General features: G+C 66.5%; 11 protein-coding genes. 6 read left to right on the top strand and 5 right to left on the bottom strand.

Annotation, left to right across the window (positions count from 1 at the left end):
• Positions 1-4: 4 nt before the first annotated feature.
• Positions 5-2,764 carry a DUF5695 domain-containing protein gene (locus tag ACI3K3_RS18370; protein WP_404916252.1) on the top strand — a complete coding sequence of 920 codons (2,760 nt, stop codon included), beginning with the start codon at positions 5-7 and terminating at the stop codon, positions 2,762-2,764.
• Positions 2,765-2,766: 2 nt separating this feature from the next.
• Positions 2,767-4,647, top strand: a complete 1,881-nt coding sequence (locus ACI3K3_RS18365; protein WP_404916250.1) for an Svx/AvrXca family virulence/avirulence protein — start codon at positions 2,767-2,769, stop codon at positions 4,645-4,647.
• Here the strand turns inward: ACI3K3_RS18365 and ACI3K3_RS18360 are convergent.
• Positions 4,619-5,686 (bottom strand): acyltransferase family protein, encoded by a 1,068-nt coding sequence (locus ACI3K3_RS18360; RefSeq protein ID WP_404916248.1) that lies wholly within the window; start codon positions 5,684-5,686, stop codon positions 4,619-4,621. The genes ACI3K3_RS18365 and ACI3K3_RS18360 overlap by 29 nt on opposite strands.
• A gap of 133 nt (positions 5,687-5,819) precedes the next feature.
• Positions 5,820-7,895, bottom strand: coding sequence for an AsmA family protein (locus ACI3K3_RS18355; RefSeq protein WP_404916292.1), 2,076 nt, complete (start codon positions 7,893-7,895; stop codon positions 5,820-5,822).
• A gap of 273 nt (positions 7,896-8,168) precedes the next feature.
• Between ACI3K3_RS18355 and ACI3K3_RS18350 the strand changes: the two genes are divergently transcribed.
• Both ACI3K3_RS18350 and ACI3K3_RS18345 read left to right on the top strand, forming a co-directional pair.
• The gene (locus tag ACI3K3_RS18350; protein ID WP_404916246.1) at positions 8,169-9,884 is read left to right on the top strand and encodes a methyl-accepting chemotaxis protein; all 1,716 of its coding nucleotides are present in this window, start codon (positions 8,169-8,171) and stop codon (positions 9,882-9,884) included.
• A 278-nt stretch (positions 9,885-10,162) separates the two neighbouring features.
• Entirely contained in the window at positions 10,163-10,804 is a 642-nt protein-coding gene (locus ACI3K3_RS18345) for a homogentisate 1,2-dioxygenase (protein WP_404916244.1), read from the top strand.
• A gap of 10 nt (positions 10,805-10,814) precedes the next feature.
• On the opposite strand, the gene ACI3K3_RS18340 is transcribed toward ACI3K3_RS18345, so the two are convergent.
• Positions 10,815-11,195: a winged helix-turn-helix domain-containing protein gene (locus tag ACI3K3_RS18340; RefSeq protein WP_404916242.1), complete on the bottom strand. Its 381-nt coding sequence runs from the start codon at positions 11,193-11,195 to the stop codon at positions 10,815-10,817.
• Between the two features lie 260 nt (positions 11,196-11,455).
• Here ACI3K3_RS18340 and ACI3K3_RS18335 point away from each other — a divergent pair, with 260 nt between their 5' ends.
• Positions 11,456-12,103 carry a YitT family protein gene (locus ACI3K3_RS18335; protein WP_404916240.1) on the top strand — a complete coding sequence of 216 codons (648 nt, stop codon included), beginning with the start codon at positions 11,456-11,458 and terminating at the stop codon, positions 12,101-12,103.
• Here ACI3K3_RS18335 and ACI3K3_RS18330 read toward each other — a convergent pair.
• Complete coding sequence (locus ACI3K3_RS18330) at positions 12,087-12,773, bottom strand: response regulator (RefSeq protein WP_404916238.1); 687 nt, start codon at positions 12,771-12,773, stop codon at positions 12,087-12,089. The two genes, ACI3K3_RS18335 and ACI3K3_RS18330, sit on opposite strands and share 17 nt — an antisense overlap.
• A 168-nt stretch (positions 12,774-12,941) precedes the next feature.
• Between ACI3K3_RS18330 and ACI3K3_RS18325 the strand changes: the two genes are divergently transcribed.
• Entirely contained in the window at positions 12,942-14,825 is a 1,884-nt protein-coding gene (locus ACI3K3_RS18325) for a potassium transporter Kup (protein WP_404916236.1), read from the top strand.
• A 40-nt stretch (positions 14,826-14,865) separates the two neighbouring features.
• On the opposite strand, the gene ACI3K3_RS18320 is transcribed toward ACI3K3_RS18325, so the two are convergent.
• A partial coding sequence (locus ACI3K3_RS18320) for a DUF4198 domain-containing protein (protein ID WP_404916234.1) occupies positions 14,866-15,381 on the bottom strand: 516 nt, incomplete at its 5' end.

Here is a 15,381-nt window from a genome sequence, read left to right as displayed (position 1 = left end):
TGAAATGAAGCGTCTCCTGAAGCCCCTGCCGCTTGTCGCCCTCATGCTCGGCACCGTCCCGGCCATGCTGCCGACGACCATGGCCTATGCCGAGGAAGGAGAGGCGCAGAAGCCGAAGAAGGTCTTCCCGCCGATCCAGCGGACGGAGATGCAGACCCCCGCCTTCGACCTGGCCCTGCGCGCCGATACCCAGACGCTGGCGCACCTTTCCCCCAAGGGCGAGGCCGCGTTCGACTTCGTTCCGGCGGGCCGCGAGGCGGAGCGCGCGGGTGACGGCTATGTCCATATCGGCGACATCCACATCCGCCTGAAGACGGCGGGTTCAGACTGGCAGGACTTCTCCTCGGCCCGTGCGCGCGCGCAGATCGCGCCGCTGGCGGGCGGCTCCGGCGTGCTTGCCGCCGCCGACATCACCGCCTCGATGGGTGCGGGCATGCCGCTCAAGGTCGAGCGCCGCTGGGTGAACGAGGCGGGCGTGCTCGCCATGCGCTTCACGCTGGTCAACACCAGCAGCGCCCCGGTGGAGATCGGGGGCCTCGGCATGCCGATGGTGTTCGACAACATCATCCTCGACCGCGAACTCGATTCCGCCCATGCCGAGGCGAGCTTCGTTGATCCCTACATCGGCCGCGATGCGGGCTATCTTCAGGTCACCCGCCTCAACGGACGCGGCCCGGCGCTGCTGGTCCTCCCCGAAAAGGGCACGCCGCTGGAAGCCTATCGCCCGATCATCGAGGCGCGCGCGGCCAAGAACGGCGATATCTTCACCGACCGCAGCCCGCGCAGCCAGGTATCGGAAGGCTTCTACGACTGGACCGTGGCCAGCAAGGGCTTCGCGGAGAAGGAATGGGCCAAGGCCGGCCAGCAGTGGAACGAGCCTACCAGCCTCACCCTGGCGCCGGGCGAAAGCCGCACCATCGGCCTGCGCTTCGTGACCGCGCCCAGCATCCGCGCGATCGAGGATACGCTGGTTGCCAACAAGCGCCCTGTGGCCGTGGGCATTCCCGGCTACGTGGTGCCCACCGACCAGACCGCCAGCCTCTTCCTCAAGACGCCGAGCAAGGTCGCGAAGATCGAATCCTTCCCCGAAGGCGCGCTGACAGCGACTTCCGAAAAAAGTGGAAAGGGCTGGGCCCGCTACCAGGTCAAGGCTTCGGGCTGGGGGCAGGCGCGTCTCACCGTGACATATACCGATGGCCAGAAGCAGACCGTCAGCTACTACATCACCAAGCCGCTCGATCAGGTCATGGCCGATATCGGCAATTTCACCACCACCAACCAGTGGTTCGAGGGCAAGAACGATCCCTTCCACCGCAGCCCCGCGATCCTGTCCTACGACCGTGAGGACAACAAGATCCTCACGCAGGACGGCCGCGTCTGGGTGGCCGGAATGAGCGACGAGGGCGGCGCGGGATCGTGGGTCGCCGCGATGATGAAGCAGCTCGACAATCCGAAGCCGGAAGAAGTCGCCAAGCTGGAGCGCCTCGTCAACGAGACCGTGCTCGGCACGCTTCAGGTCAAGGACGGCGCGCAGGCGGGTGCGGTGAAGAAGAGCATCTTCTATTACGACCCGGTCGAGTTCCCGAACTACTACGACCCCAAGATCGACTGGAAGAGCTGGACCGCCTGGTCGAAGAAGGACTCAAACGACCTCGGCCGCTCCTACAACTACCCCCACGTCGCCATCGGGCACTGGGTGCTCTACCGCCTTGCGCGCGACAATCAGGGACTGGTCAAGCAGCACGACTGGAAGTTCTACCTCGACTGGGCCTATCGCACGACCGTGGCGATGATGCGGGACGCGCCCTACTACGCGCAGTTCGGCCAGATGGAAGGCGATGTCTTCGTCGATATCCTCAAGGACCTGAAGCGCGAAGGGATGACCGCCGAGGCCACCGAGATGGAGGGCCTGATGAAGGCGCGCGCCGATCACTGGCGCACGCTGAAGTATCCGTTCGGCAGCGAGATGGCGTGGGATTCCACCGGCCAGCCCGAAGTCTATGCCTGGATGCGCTATTTCGACTTCCAGCCGCAGGCGGACGAAACGCGCGAGGTGATCCTGGGTTACGATCCGACCATCCCCAGCTGGGGCTATAACGGCAATGCCCGCCGTTATTGGGATTTCCTTTATGGCGGCAAGGTCTCGCGCATCGAGCGCCAGATCCACCATTATGGCTCGGCGCTCAACGCGGTGCCGTTGTTCGACGCCTATCGCCAGAACCCCACCGACCTGCACCTGCTGCGCGTGGCCTACGGCGGCATGATGGGCGGCGTGACCAATATCGACCAGCAGGGCTTCGGCTCGGCGGCCTTCCACTCCTGGCCCGACATGATGAAGTGGGACGCGATCACCGGGGACTACGGCATGGGCTTCTACGGCCATGCGATCACCGCCGCCAGCTATGTCGTGCAGGATCCGCAGCTGGGCTGGCTGGGCTTCGGCGGCGATCTGACCGCCAAGGGCGCCAAGGTCCATATCGCACCGAAGGACGGCGCCCGCCGCCGCCTGTTCATCGCCCCGGCCGGTCTCTGGATCACGCTGGAAGCAGGCCGCATCCAGAGCGCGGACTATGACGCGAAGACCGGCAAGGTCTTGCTGACGCTCGACCCCGCCTCGGCCACCGCGCCCACCGCGCGCCTGCTGTTCGAAACCACCACGGCGGGCGGCAAGGCTTACGGCGTCGATACCGGCACGGCCGATCGCGGCGGCTATGCGGTTACGCTCGGCAGCGGCACCACCACCGTCACGCTTAGCCCGCGCTGACCATGAAGCACCTTCTGCAAGCATCGGCGCTGGTGCTCTCCGTCCCTGGAGCAGCCATAGCGTCAGCGGCGTTGGCAGCGCCGGTGCTTGCCGCCCCGGCCACCGGCTCCACACCGAGTGCCGCCTGCGTGGCCGGGGATTGGAAGGTCGCCGCAACGGACCCGTCGGATGCGGCCAACCTGGCGCTGCCGCTCCAGATGGAGAGCGCGCATTTCGCACTCCACTGGAAGCCCGGCACGGTCGATGCCGAGGTGGCGAAGGCGGCGGCGGCGCATCTCGAATATGTCTGGAGCTATTTCCTCGGCACCGTGAAGTTCCCCGAACCCCATTGCGGCTCGGGAGAGAAGTTCAAGGTGAATGCCTATGTCGGTGTGGGTTACGGGCTTACGGGCGGTACGGACCAGCTTGGCCACATGGGTATGTGGATCGATCCCGGCGCGCTGAAGGACCGCTTCGGTCTTGCCCACGAACTGACCCATGCCTTGCAGGCGGCGACGGGCCGCCTGATGGATTCGCCCCATACCGGGTGGCTGTTCGAGAGCCATGCCAACTGGATGACCGTGCAACTGCCGGAGTTCCGGCAGAACACCCATTGCTCCGTCCTGCTCAAGCAGTATCCGCACCTTTACTACGGATCCACCCGCACGCGTTATTGCAACTGGCAGTTCCTTGAATACCTCAAGGACAGTCACGGCTTCGAGACGGTCAACGCGATCTGGCGCACTGCGCCGGGCAAGGACGATCCCGCGCGGCTCACCGCCGATCCCTTCAGCGTGCTCCAGCACAACATGGGATGGACGCAGGACCAGTTGAACGACACGTTCGGAGACTGGGCGCTCCACAACGCCAACTGGGACTATACCGACCCCGACGGCAGCGATCAGGGCGCGGTGTTCCGCCGCAACTACGGCACTTACGACCAGACCACCGATGCCGGCATCCTCTCCGCCACGGTGCTCGACCCCGTCGACCTGAAACGCCGCCGCTTCGCCGTGCCGGAAATGTGGGCGCCGCAGCGCTGGGGCTACAACGTGGTCAAGCTGCACCCCGATACCGCGCAGGGCCGCGTAACCGTGACCTTCCGGGGCGTGGTCCAGCAGGCGAGCGCCGTGGCCTCGCTGCCCGGACTTGCCGACGAACCGGAAACGATCCCGCCGCCCGCCTCCGACTGGCGCTGGGGCGTGGTCGCGGTGGGGGCTGACGGCAAGAGCCGCTATACGCCGCTCCAGCGCGGCGCCAAGGGGGCCGCGTCGATCGAGGTGCAACCGGGCGATACCGGGCTCTACCTCGTGGTCATGGCAACGCCCTCGCAGATGCAGAAGATCCGCTGGGACCAGCCGTACTATTCGATCTACCGCTACCCCTGGATGGTGCAGTTCGAAGGCGCGATGCCGGATCGCTGGCAACCCGGCGCGCCCGAGCCGATCGCAGGCGGCCATCGTCATGCGAACGGCGGCGGCTGGGTCGGGCCCAACGCCAGCGTGGCAAAAAGCGCCTGGGTCGGACCTTACGCCCGCGTGATCTCCGGCACCGTTTCGGGCAAGGCGCGGATCGAGGATCACGCCGTGGTCCTGGATCAGGCGCAAGTGCGGGACGAAGCGGTGATCTCCGGCCTGACGGTGCTGCGCGGCGACACCGTGGTCAGGGACAAGGCGCAGGCGGTCACCGCGATGCTGGGCATCGGCGAATATGAGAAGGGCATCGTTCTTTCGGGAACGGCGCGCAACATCGGCGATGTCGAGCAGCGGGGCGGTTCGGCCGCGACCGGGGTGTTCTATGGCTTCGTCGATCCCGGCATCGTCCAGGATACCAAGCACGGCGCCGCGTTGACCGCGCCGGTGCCGGAAGTGACCGCTAAACCGCGCTATCGCTGGATACCCTGAACTTCGCTCCGGCCATCTTTTCGCGCACCGCTTTTGCGAGGAAGCGGCGCACCGGTTCGTCGTAGTACCGCCCGGCGATCCATGCCACCGCCACGGAGAGGGCCAGCCCCGCCACAAGCTCCACCTTGCCGGGGACGTCCAGCCTGGCCGCCAGCTTGGATACGGCGAACAGCAGCGGATAGTGCAGGGCGTAGATGGGGTAGGAGATGAAGGCGCTGAACCGCGCGACGGCGGCGCTTGCGGCACCTTCCCGGAAATCCAGCGATGACAGGATCAGCAGCGGATAGACGATCAGGACCATGACCAGTCCGTAGGCGCCTTTGAACGCGCCGAGCGAATGGGGCAGGAACGTCACCGCCAGGATGATCGCCGCCAGCCAGAACGGGACGTTGATCTTCCAGCCTTCCCGCACGCGGTTGAGCGCCATGCCCATCACGAACGAGGGGAACACGTTTAGCATGCCCCAGCCGATGTCGCCATTGCGGAAACCGACGTTCAGCATGTTGAACTTCACCGCCAGCAGGGTGGACCCCGCCGCGCCGAGAACGGCGAGCGCCAGGATCGCGCGGGTCGGCAACCGGCACAGGATGAGCGCGAAAGCGAGGTTGGCGACGATCTCGTAGAACAACGACCACAGCGGCCGGTCGATCGCGAACATCTCTCCCATCAGCGAAGGCGGCGCGGGCAGGCACAGCATCGAGAAGAGCGTGGCAAGAGCGAGCGAGGGCAGGTCCGGCCGGCCGGTAAGCAGGAATTCTCCCAGCCAATAGGCGAAGCCCAGCAGGCTGCCCAGCACGATCAGCGGATAGAGCCGGATCACGCGGCTCACCACGAACTTGCCCAGCGACATTCCGCCTTGTCTCAGGCGGTCGGCATAGGCGTGGTCGATCACGAAGCCGGAGAGGATGAAGAAGAAATTGACCGCCAGATGGGCCTGGTCGAAGAAATGCCCGCCCGGCCCCAGCCATCGACGATGGAACAGGACGACTGCGACCGCCGCCACGCCGCGCAGTCCGTCGAGACCCAGGTAATGCTTCATCGATGCTCCTGTCGCGGCCTGATCCCAGACGTTGGCCGAGGACGATCATGTCGCGCCCTGTATGGCGTCGCATGGGAGCAAGCGGGCAGGTATTCCGGATGAGGACGGCGGCGAATTCGGCCGATCAACCGCTCTAGTCGATCTTTCCGGCTTTGCCCGAGCCCACGTCGTCGCGCGGCTTGCCCTTGCTGGTGCGCTGGGCCTTGGCGGTCGCGCCCGCCAGTACGGGGCCGCAGGCAGCGGACTTGGCATCGCCTACGTCCACGAAGGCCAGGAGCCCCGCCACCGGCGTCGCCGCAACCGCGATCCCCAGTCCGATACCGGCGCGGCCAAGCAGTTCCGGGCTGACCACCTGAAGCGAGGGCTTGGCGAAGTGCCCGCCGATACCTACCGGTGACTGGCCCGAGAACAGGCTGAACTTCTTGCCGTCGGCGCGGAAGGCCATGTCCACCGCCTCGGTATCGAAGCTGAAGCCGCCCCGGCCGGCGATGACGTTCTTGGACGTGTCGATCAGGATCGGGTCCGCCGCCGCAGTGCCGCCGCGCACCGTGAAGGCCACCAGCCCGCAATTCAGCTCTACCGGCGTCTTCAGCTTGCCTTGGAACATCTTGGAGGCGAACGTGCCCAGGTCCAGTTCGGCCAGCTGCACGTTGCGTGTCCAGACTGCCCCGCGCGGCATCACGAACGCAATGCGGCCGGAGGACGAGGCGAGCGAATCGTGGATCGTGTCGCCCCGTCCCGCCAGTTTGATCCGGCCGTGGATCGTGCCGGTGGTCCCCGATTCCGCGATGCCGTAACCGGCCAGAAGGCGGCCCATCGGCGTGGACTTGAGGCGGATGTCGTAGCTGACGGCGGAAGGCCGCTGCCGGGTGTCGAACACGAGGTCGGAGGCGACGTCGCCGCGCGCCATCGAGAACGTCAGGGGGGAAAGCGCCAGCCGTCCCCGATCCAGCGAGAGCGTGAGCGCGATGTCCTGTACCGGCACGTTGCGCGAACGGATCACGCCGATCTTCCAGTCGAGCCCCGCATCGAAGCGCTGCATCGTCTCCACCGGAAGCGCCGCGTCGGGCAGGACGCGCTGCGCGCCCGCGCCGGTTGCGGCTGCGGCAGCCACCGCGCCTTTCGAGGCGACGATGTCCGGATTATAGCCGATGAACGGCGCCGCATCGATGATGTCCAGCCGCCGGGTGACCAGCGCCGCGTCCAGCCGCAGGCGTTCGGCATTCTTCACCGTGAGCGTGCCCGAAAGGTCCGACTGGCCGAACGTGCCGGTCATGCCGGTGAAACGATAGCTCTCGTCATCCTTCACGAGCTGCGCGCGCAGGGCGTAGCGGCGGGTCTGCGGAATGGCGACATCGATGATGCCGAGCAGTTCGGACAAGTCCCGCCCGCGCGCGCGAACCTTGAGCGGTACGTCCTCGAAATCGGCGATAGAGGGCAGGGTGCCGGAAACATCGACCTGGTTGTTGGCGGCCCAGGCCGTGAGTTCCAGCGCGTTCTGGCCGCGATTGACGGTCGCGTCGGGCGAAAGCAGCCGGGCGCTGACGCGGAACGGGGTCTTGCGCAGCACGCCCTCGCCGCGAACCGATACGGCCTTGCCGATCCGCGTGTCCGTGGCCGTCACCGGGTCCACCACGAGGTCGGCCAGCAGCGGCATTTGCGGATCGACGTAGCGGACGCGGGTGTCGGTGATCGTCGCCTGGTCTATGCGCGGCAGTTCGAAGGGCTTGCCACCTTCGCCGCTGCCGAAGGTCCAGGTGTTGCGCTTGTGCGCCTTGTCCCACTCCAGGTCTACCCGGCCGCCCTGAAGGTCTAGGCTATAGGCCCGCTTCCGCCCGAACAGCAGCGATAGCGGCGCAATGCGGGCTTCGATCCGCTTCGCCGCGAACATCTGCGGCCGCCCGGCCCAGTCGGGATTACCCACGTTCAGCCCCTCGGCCAGGAACTTGATGCGCAGGGGCGCGAAATAGAGCTGGAAATCGCCGCCGACGCTGACCGGCCGCCCCGCCGCCGAGCTCGCCACCCGCTCGAACGGGTGCTTGAGAAAGCGGCCCTTGGTGATGAACAGCACCAGCCAGACGGTGAAGACGACAAGCACGATCGCGATCAGGACATTGCGGAGGATGCGGAGCAGGCGTGCGCGGCGGGCCGGCTCCGGCGCCTTCGGCCTCCCAATGTCCTGCCCGTCGATCTGCGTCGCTGCATCCATGTCGCTTGTAAAGTCCGGCAGGCGAAATGGTTTCCCGGAGAGGCGCAGCCGCGCCACGCATGGTCGCAACAGGGTCACATTGGGGATCGTTTCCATGCGGATCGGCAGCAAATAACGCAGGTTTGTTGCAAAATATCAAAAAGCGCCGGAAATCGGCCGCTGCCGCACGAGATCTTTCTATAAACCATTGCAGCCGCGTCCGGCCCGGAAAGATCAGCTCCGGGTCGTGCTTCGCGGCAGCATTCTCTCGTCTCCCCCCAACAGAGAACCACCATGACTGCCATTCGTGCATTTCTGAAACGCCAGCATCTTTCCACCAAGGTCACGCTCATGACGGTGGGGGCGCTTGTCCTGCTTTCCGCCGTGTTCTTCATCGGCACCCGCTTCCTGCTGGTGCAGGACGCCCGCGCCCAGGGCGAGGAGCGCCTCGATACGAACATGCGCGTGGCCTGGTCCGTGCTCCAGTTCAGCGGGGTGAACTACTCCCTGCGCGACGGCACGCTCTACGCCGGAGAGACGGCGCTGAACGAGAACAATGCGGCAGTGGATCGCATGAAGGAACTGGTCGGCGGCACGGCCACGATCTTCATGGAAGACCAGCGCGTCGCCACCAACGTCCAGAATCCCGACGGTACCCGTGCGCTGGGCACGCGGCTTGCGGCCGGCCCCGTCAAGGACGCCGTGCTGGGCCGGGGCGAGCCCTATCGCGGCGAGACCGAGATCCTGGGAACGCGCTATTTCGCAGCCTACGATCCGATCAAGGATTCCGGTGGCAAAGTGATCGGCGTCCTTTTCGTCGGCGTTTCGGCTGAGGATTTCTACCGCAACGTCGACAATCTCGGCTGGCACGTCCTGCTGCTGGCGGTGGTGGTGACGGCAATTGCGGCGGCGCTCTGCATGCGCGGCGCGCGGCAGCTTTTCGCACCGCTCGAAGCCGCCAGCGCGACGATGATGCGCCTCGCCAAGGGCGACAACCAGGTGGAGATCGCCGAGACGGAGCGGCAGGACGAGATCGGCGGCATCGCGCGCGCCCTGCTGGTGTTTCGAGAGGCGGCGGTGGCGAAGGAAGCCGCCGACCGCGAGCAGCGCCAGGTGGTGGAGCGACTGGCCGACAGCCTTGCGGACTTGTCCGCCGGCGATCTCACCGCCGAGATCGCGCAGGCCTTCCCCGTGAGCTACGAGGCGCTTCGCACCAACTACAATTCGGCGCTGTCCAGCCTGCGCGGGTTGATCGGTTCGGCGGGCGAGAGCACGTCGGCGATCCGGGGCAGCTCGTTCGAGATTGCCCAGGCGTCCGAAGATCTGGCCCGTCGCACCGAGGCCAGCGCTGCCAGCCTGGAGCAGAGTTCCGCCGCGCTCCAGGAAATCGACGATGGCCTGAAGGCTGGTGCCCAGGCGGCGACGGACACGGTCAACCGCGCCGATGAAGCCATCGCCACCGTCAGCGGCGGCCGCGCCGTGGCGGCGGAGGCGGTCGACGCCATGCGCCGCGTCTCCGACAGCGCGACCAATATCGACGGCGTGATCGAGGGCCTCGACAAGATCGCCTTCCAGACCCGCGTGCTCGCCATGAACGCCGCCGTGGAGGCCGGGCGCGCCGGAGAGGCCGGGCGGGGCTTCGCAGTCGTGGCCGATCTCGTTTCGGCCCTGGCCAAGCGTTCGGAAGAGGAGGCCCGCAGCGCCCGCGAGCAGCTTTCGGTCACCCAATCGGAAATCGTCGCGGCGCTCGGCGCGGTGGAGCGGGTGGACGGTGCCTTCGAAGGCATCGCCGGAGACGTGGCGCAAGTCCACGTCCTGCTGGGCGGCATGGCGCATCGCAACCGGGCTTCGGCCACTTCGGTCAGCGAAATCACCTCCGCCATCGGCGCGATGAACGTGGCGACGCAGCAGAACGCCGCCATGGTGGAACAGGCCTCCGCCGCCGCGCGGGGCCTTACCGAGGAAGTGGACCGGCTGGCGGCACAGGCCGCGCAGTTCCGCGTCGCCTAGAGCGGTTGATCCGGTTGCACCGGATCAACCGCTCTAAGTTTTTGGTTTGCCGCATTTTCCGAGTCATCAGGTGATTCCACCTGATTAGAAAATGCTCTAAGGCCAATCGACATTCAGCCCATGCGTGCCTGCGAAGCGGTTTTCCCTTCGCAGGCAACAGTTCGGCCCTTCGCGGCGTTGGGTATTTTCGATCTGTCGCCAAGACGACAATCGGTTATAGCGTCGCCATACAGACGGGGGCGTAGATGAAAGACGGTTGCAGAAGAGGTGCTTGCACGATGATCCGGGAATGCCTGCCTTTCGGTTCGGCGCTGTTGCTGGCGTCGCTGGCACCGATCAGCGCAGCCTGGGCACAAGCCGCGCCGACCCCGCAAGTCACGCCCGAGCAATTCCCGATGCAGTCGCCGGTCGGCGCGCCCTCGGCGCCCGCTACGCCGGACCGCATGCCCAGCCCCATGGCCTGCTCGTCCGACCCGGTCGATCTGCCGCCCGAGCTTTCGGCCTGGAACAAGCGCCAGCCGCTGTTGGCCGCCCGCGATACGCGCTCTCTGACGGGCGCGACGCTCACGATCGGCAAGGCGATCGAAGGTGGCCTGCGTCCCGCTGCCGAGATGCGCTATGCCCAGAAACCTGAAAAGCCGGGCGGTTCGGCCAGCTTCGGCGGGCTCTATACCTTTGCCGTGGCCGAAAAGGGCAGCTACCGGGTCGCGCTCGGCTCGGCGGCGTGGGTGGACGTGGTCAGGGCCGGCGCGAAGAAGGGCGACGGCACCGTCATGAAATCCACTGGCCACGGGCATGGACCGGACTGCTCGGGCATTCGCAAGATGGTGGATTTCACGCTTCAGCCCGGCACCTATCTGGTCCAGCTATCCGGCAGCGCGGCGGCGCGCTTGCCCCTGCTGGTCGCCCGGCTGCCCTGAGAGTTCGAATTCAGCGGTTCTTCGCGTCTAGGGGCGCCGGGCGGAGGGCTTCTTCCAAGGCGGCATAGTCGTCCGAACCATGGAGCGCGGCCATCTGCGCCTCAAGGCCGCGAAACTGCGCCAGAACCCTGTGCCCCGCTTCGGTCACGCGCGCGCCCCGCTCGTGGCCGCCTCCGGCCACGGCCTCGACAAGGGGCGTTTTCCAGCAGCGGTTCATGGCATCGACCAGCAGCCAGGCGCGCCGGTAGCTCATGCCCATGGCCCGGCCGGCAGCCGATATCGAGCCTTCACGGTCGATGGCTTCCAGCAGGTCGGCCTTGCCCGGACCCATGGCGATCTCGTCCCCGCAGTACAGGCGGGCTTGCAGTTTCAGGCGGGGTCTGGCGGTCATGCTCGGTCGGTCGTCAGGCGATAGGGTGGGGGCAGCCTAGCCGATGCGGGGCGAAGGTGCGATAGCGAACTGGTCGCCTCGCTCTGAACGCTATTGTGCAGGTGCGAGAAGAATCGCTCGCGGCGGGGCTTTGCAGCGGCTGATCCTTTCGCCGGATGCCCCCGGAAAGTGGGAATATTCCGTGCTTAAAGCGGTGCTCGACACCGCCTTCGCAACTGCATAAACGGCGCGCGAATCGTTCCTCCAACCGGGTTTTCGCCATGACCACCATCCGTCACGGACGCATCGAGGACATCTATGCCATCGCGGTGGGCAGCCTGTTGATCGGGCTGGGCCTCACGATCCTCCATTCGGCGGGACTGGTGACCGGCGGCATGGCCGGGCTGGCGCTGCTGGTGGGCCATTTCCTGCCGCTGCCGCCGGGCCTGCTGTTCGCCGCGCTCAACGTGCCGTTCCTGTTCCTGGCGCTGCGGGCAATGGGCGCGCTGTTCACTTTGCGCACGATCGCGGCCAGCGGCGGCATCGCATTGGCATCGGTGCTGGCCGAACATGCGCTGACGATCGAGGTGAAGGATCCCTTCGCCGCCGCCGTCGGCGCGGGGACGCTGCTGGGAATGGGCACGCTGGCGGTGGTGCGCCACGGCGCCGGGGTCGGCGGAGTGGGGATCGTCACGGTCTGGCTCCAGCAGAAGCGCGGCTGGAACATCGGACGCAGCCAGATGCTGATCGATTTCGCGATCCTGGCCGCCTCTTCCGCGTTCCTGCCGCTGGACAAGCTGGCCTGGTCGGCGACGAGCGCGATCGGCATGGGCGTGGTGACCGCGCTCTGGCTGCGACCGGGCCGTTACGCGGGGTTCTCTCCTCTGCGCGCGGCGCGGCGAGCGGAAGCGGTTACTCGCTACCGGTGAGGCGATAGCCCACGCCCGGCTCGTTGCGGAGCATGACTGGCCGTGCGGGGTCGTCCTCCAGCTTGCGCCGCACCCCGCGCGCGGCGACGCGCAAGTATTCGACATCGCTTTCATGCCCCGGCCCCCAAACCGAGCGCAGCAACTGGGCGTGGGTGATGACTCGCCCCGGATTGCAGGCTAGTTCGGACAGGAGCCCGTATTCCTTGGGGGTCAGGTGGACTTCGCTCCCGTCCTTGCGCACCACGCGGGCGACGAGGTCGATCTCCACCTTGCCGAACCGGACGGGCCGCTGTGCCGTCTGGCTGGGAAGACGGTGGCGAAGGGCGGTGCGGATGCGGGCCAGCACTTCCTCGCTGTCGAAGGGCTTGGAGACATAGTCGTCGGCGCCCAAGTCCAGAGCGGCGACTTTCTGGTCGGTGGCGTCGCGGGCGGACACCACGATGACCGAAGCCTGTTCCTTCAGCGCGGGAATCAGTTCCAGCCCATCACGGTCGGGCAGGCCCAGGTCCAGCAGCACCACTTCGGGCTTGTCGATCGCCAGCGCGTTCAGCGCTTCACGCGCGGTGCCGGCCTCCACCACGTCATAGCCCGCGCGCGCCAGTCCCGAACGCAAGAGACGACGAATGGCGGGCTCGTCGTCCACGACGAGGATCTTGACGCTGGGTCTCATGCGGAAGGGCCGATCGAGGATAAGAGGCTGCGCTCTTGCACGGGAATGCCATGGCCTGTCGAGAGCGGACGGTACGAGGTTTATGACTGGGTAAGGAATTGCGCCGATGGCATAAAGAAAGCATAAAGATCGTGGCGCCTCCGCGCGCGTGGGACTAGGCGCCGATCCATGAGCGAGAACTCCGGGCATCATGCCCCCAATGAAAGCCTCACGGCGCTGTCGATCGGCGCCATCGGGGTCGTTTTCGGCGATATCGGCACGTCGCCGCTCTATGCGCTCAAGGAAAGCTTCGTCGGCCATCACCCGCTGGTGGTGGACCGGCTGCACATGTTCGGCGTGATTTCGCTGATGTTCTGGACGATGATGCTGATCGTCACGATCAAGTACGTCCTCATCATCCTGCGCGCCGACAACAACGGAGAGGGCGGAAGCCTGGCGCTGCTGGCGCTGATCGGCCGGACCATCGGCAAGAACCGCTGGAGCCCGCTGGTCGCCATGCTGGGCGTGATGGCGACGGCCCTGTTCTATGGCGACGCGATCATTACGCCTGCGATGTCGGTGCTGTCGGCGGTGGAAGGGCTGACGGTGGTGAACCCCGGATTCGGCCGCTTCGTGCTGCCGATCGCGGTGGTGATCCTGCTCGGCCTGTTCTCGGTGCAGTCCCATGGCACGGCGACGATGGGCAAGTTCTTCGGGCCGATCATGATCGTCTATTTCGCAGTGCTGGCGCTGCTGGGCATCCATTCCATCGTGCAGGCGCCCGAGGTGATATCGGCGCTCAGCCCGCACCATGCGTTCGAGTTCTTCATGGCGAACCCCAGACTGGCCTTCCTGGCGCTGGGCTCGGTCGTGCTGGCGGTGACGGGGGCAGAGGCACTCTACGCCGACATGGGGCACTTCGGCCGCAAGGCGATCTCGATATCGTGGCTCTACGTGGCCTTCCCCTGCCTCCTGCTCAACTACCTGGGCCAGGCCTCGCTCGTGCTGCGCAACCCGGATGCGATCAGCAACCCGTTCTTCTTCATGGCGCCGGACTGGGCCCGCCTGCCGCTGGTGGCGCTGGCGACGATGGCCACCGTCATTGCCAGCCAGGCCGTGATATCGGGCGCCTTTTCGGTCTCGCACCAGGCGGTGCAGCTGGGCTTCCTGCCGCGCCTGAAGATCATGCACACGAGCGCCAAGGCGGCGGGGCAGATCTACGTGCCGCTGGTGAACTGGGGCCTGCTGGCCATGGTGATCCTGCTGGTGTTCGGCTTCCGCAGTTCGGGCAACCTGGCCGCCGCCTATGGCATCGCGGTGACCGGAACCATGGTGATCACCGCCTGCCTGCTGGGCGTGCTGACCTTCACGGTGTGGAAATGGCACCCGGTGCTGGCGGGCGCGGTGACGCTGGCTTTCCTGACCATAGACGGGGTCTATTTCGCCTCCACCGCGACCAAGATCCCCGACGGGGGCTGGTTCCCGCTGCTGGTGGCAGCCGTGGTCTTCACCCTGCTGACCACCTGGGCGACGGGCAGGCGGCTGGTCCGCGCGAGGCTGGCGGAGGATTCGATACCCTTCGCCACTTTCATCAAGTCCGTTGGGGAACGCGTCCGCCGCGTGCCCGGAACCTCGGTGTTCCTGGCTTCCACCAACGAGGGCGTGCCGCCGGGGCTGCTGCACAACCTCAAGCACAACCACATCCTGCATGACCGCGTGGTGATCCTGACCGTGGCCAACCGCGGCGTGCCGCATGTCGCACAGGCCGACCGTTGCGAGGTGGAGGATCTGGGGCAGGGCTTCTACCGCATGGTGCTGCGCTACGGCTTCATGGACGAGGCGGACATTCCCGAGGCCCTCGCGCAGGAAGATCGCGCCGGAGGACCGTTCAAGGCGATGGAGACGAGCTACTTCCTCTCGCGCCAGACCCTGATTCCGTCGAGCCGGCCGGGAATGGCGCTATGGCGGGAAAAGCTTTTCGCGGTGATGGTCCGCAATGCGCAGAGCGCGATGGAATTCTTCAAGCTGCCGACCAACCGCGTGATCGAACTGGGCAGCCAGCTGGAAATCTGAAAATGTGCCGGGGCTGGCTGGGAGCCCCGGCACGTTCAGGTCAGGGCGCCACGACTTCCAGCGTGGTGACGTAGGTCATGCGCCGGTCCTGCGCGCGGCGCTCGGCGGGCTTCGCGTCGCTGGCCGTGGCGCTGAGCCAGTAGATGCCCGCGATCGGCCATTTCACCGTCAGCACGCCTTGCGCGTCGGTCACGAGTTCCTGCGCCTGCTCGGCTTCGCGGAACTTCTTGGCGCCGGGCACCACGCTCACTTTCACCCCGGCCGCGGGCTTGCCGTCGATCAGGAAGCGGAAACGCGCTTCCTCGTCGGAGACGAGCGCGGTGGGGTGGGTGATCGGATCGAGTTCCAGGCCCTTGCCGGTGGTGAAGACCGTTCGGGTGGGCGCGTCGGCCGTGACGAATACGGCGTTGGTGGAGAGCATTTCGGTGAGCTTCACCTCGGTGGCACCGGCGGGGATGTCGGCCAGGCCGGCAACGCGGCGGACCGGCGGCGCGGTGGTGCCGGGCGCGGCGGGGCGGGGGGGCCTACCGCCCACGCGCCCTTCCTCGCCGTTCAG

It is taken from the genome of Novosphingobium sp. ZW T3_23, from assembly GCF_044987305.1.
Classification (GTDB): Bacteria; Pseudomonadota; Alphaproteobacteria; order Sphingomonadales; family Sphingomonadaceae; genus Novosphingobium.
Note: the sequence above shows the minus strand (reverse complement) of the source record. Positions and strands in the feature narration are given on the sequence as shown.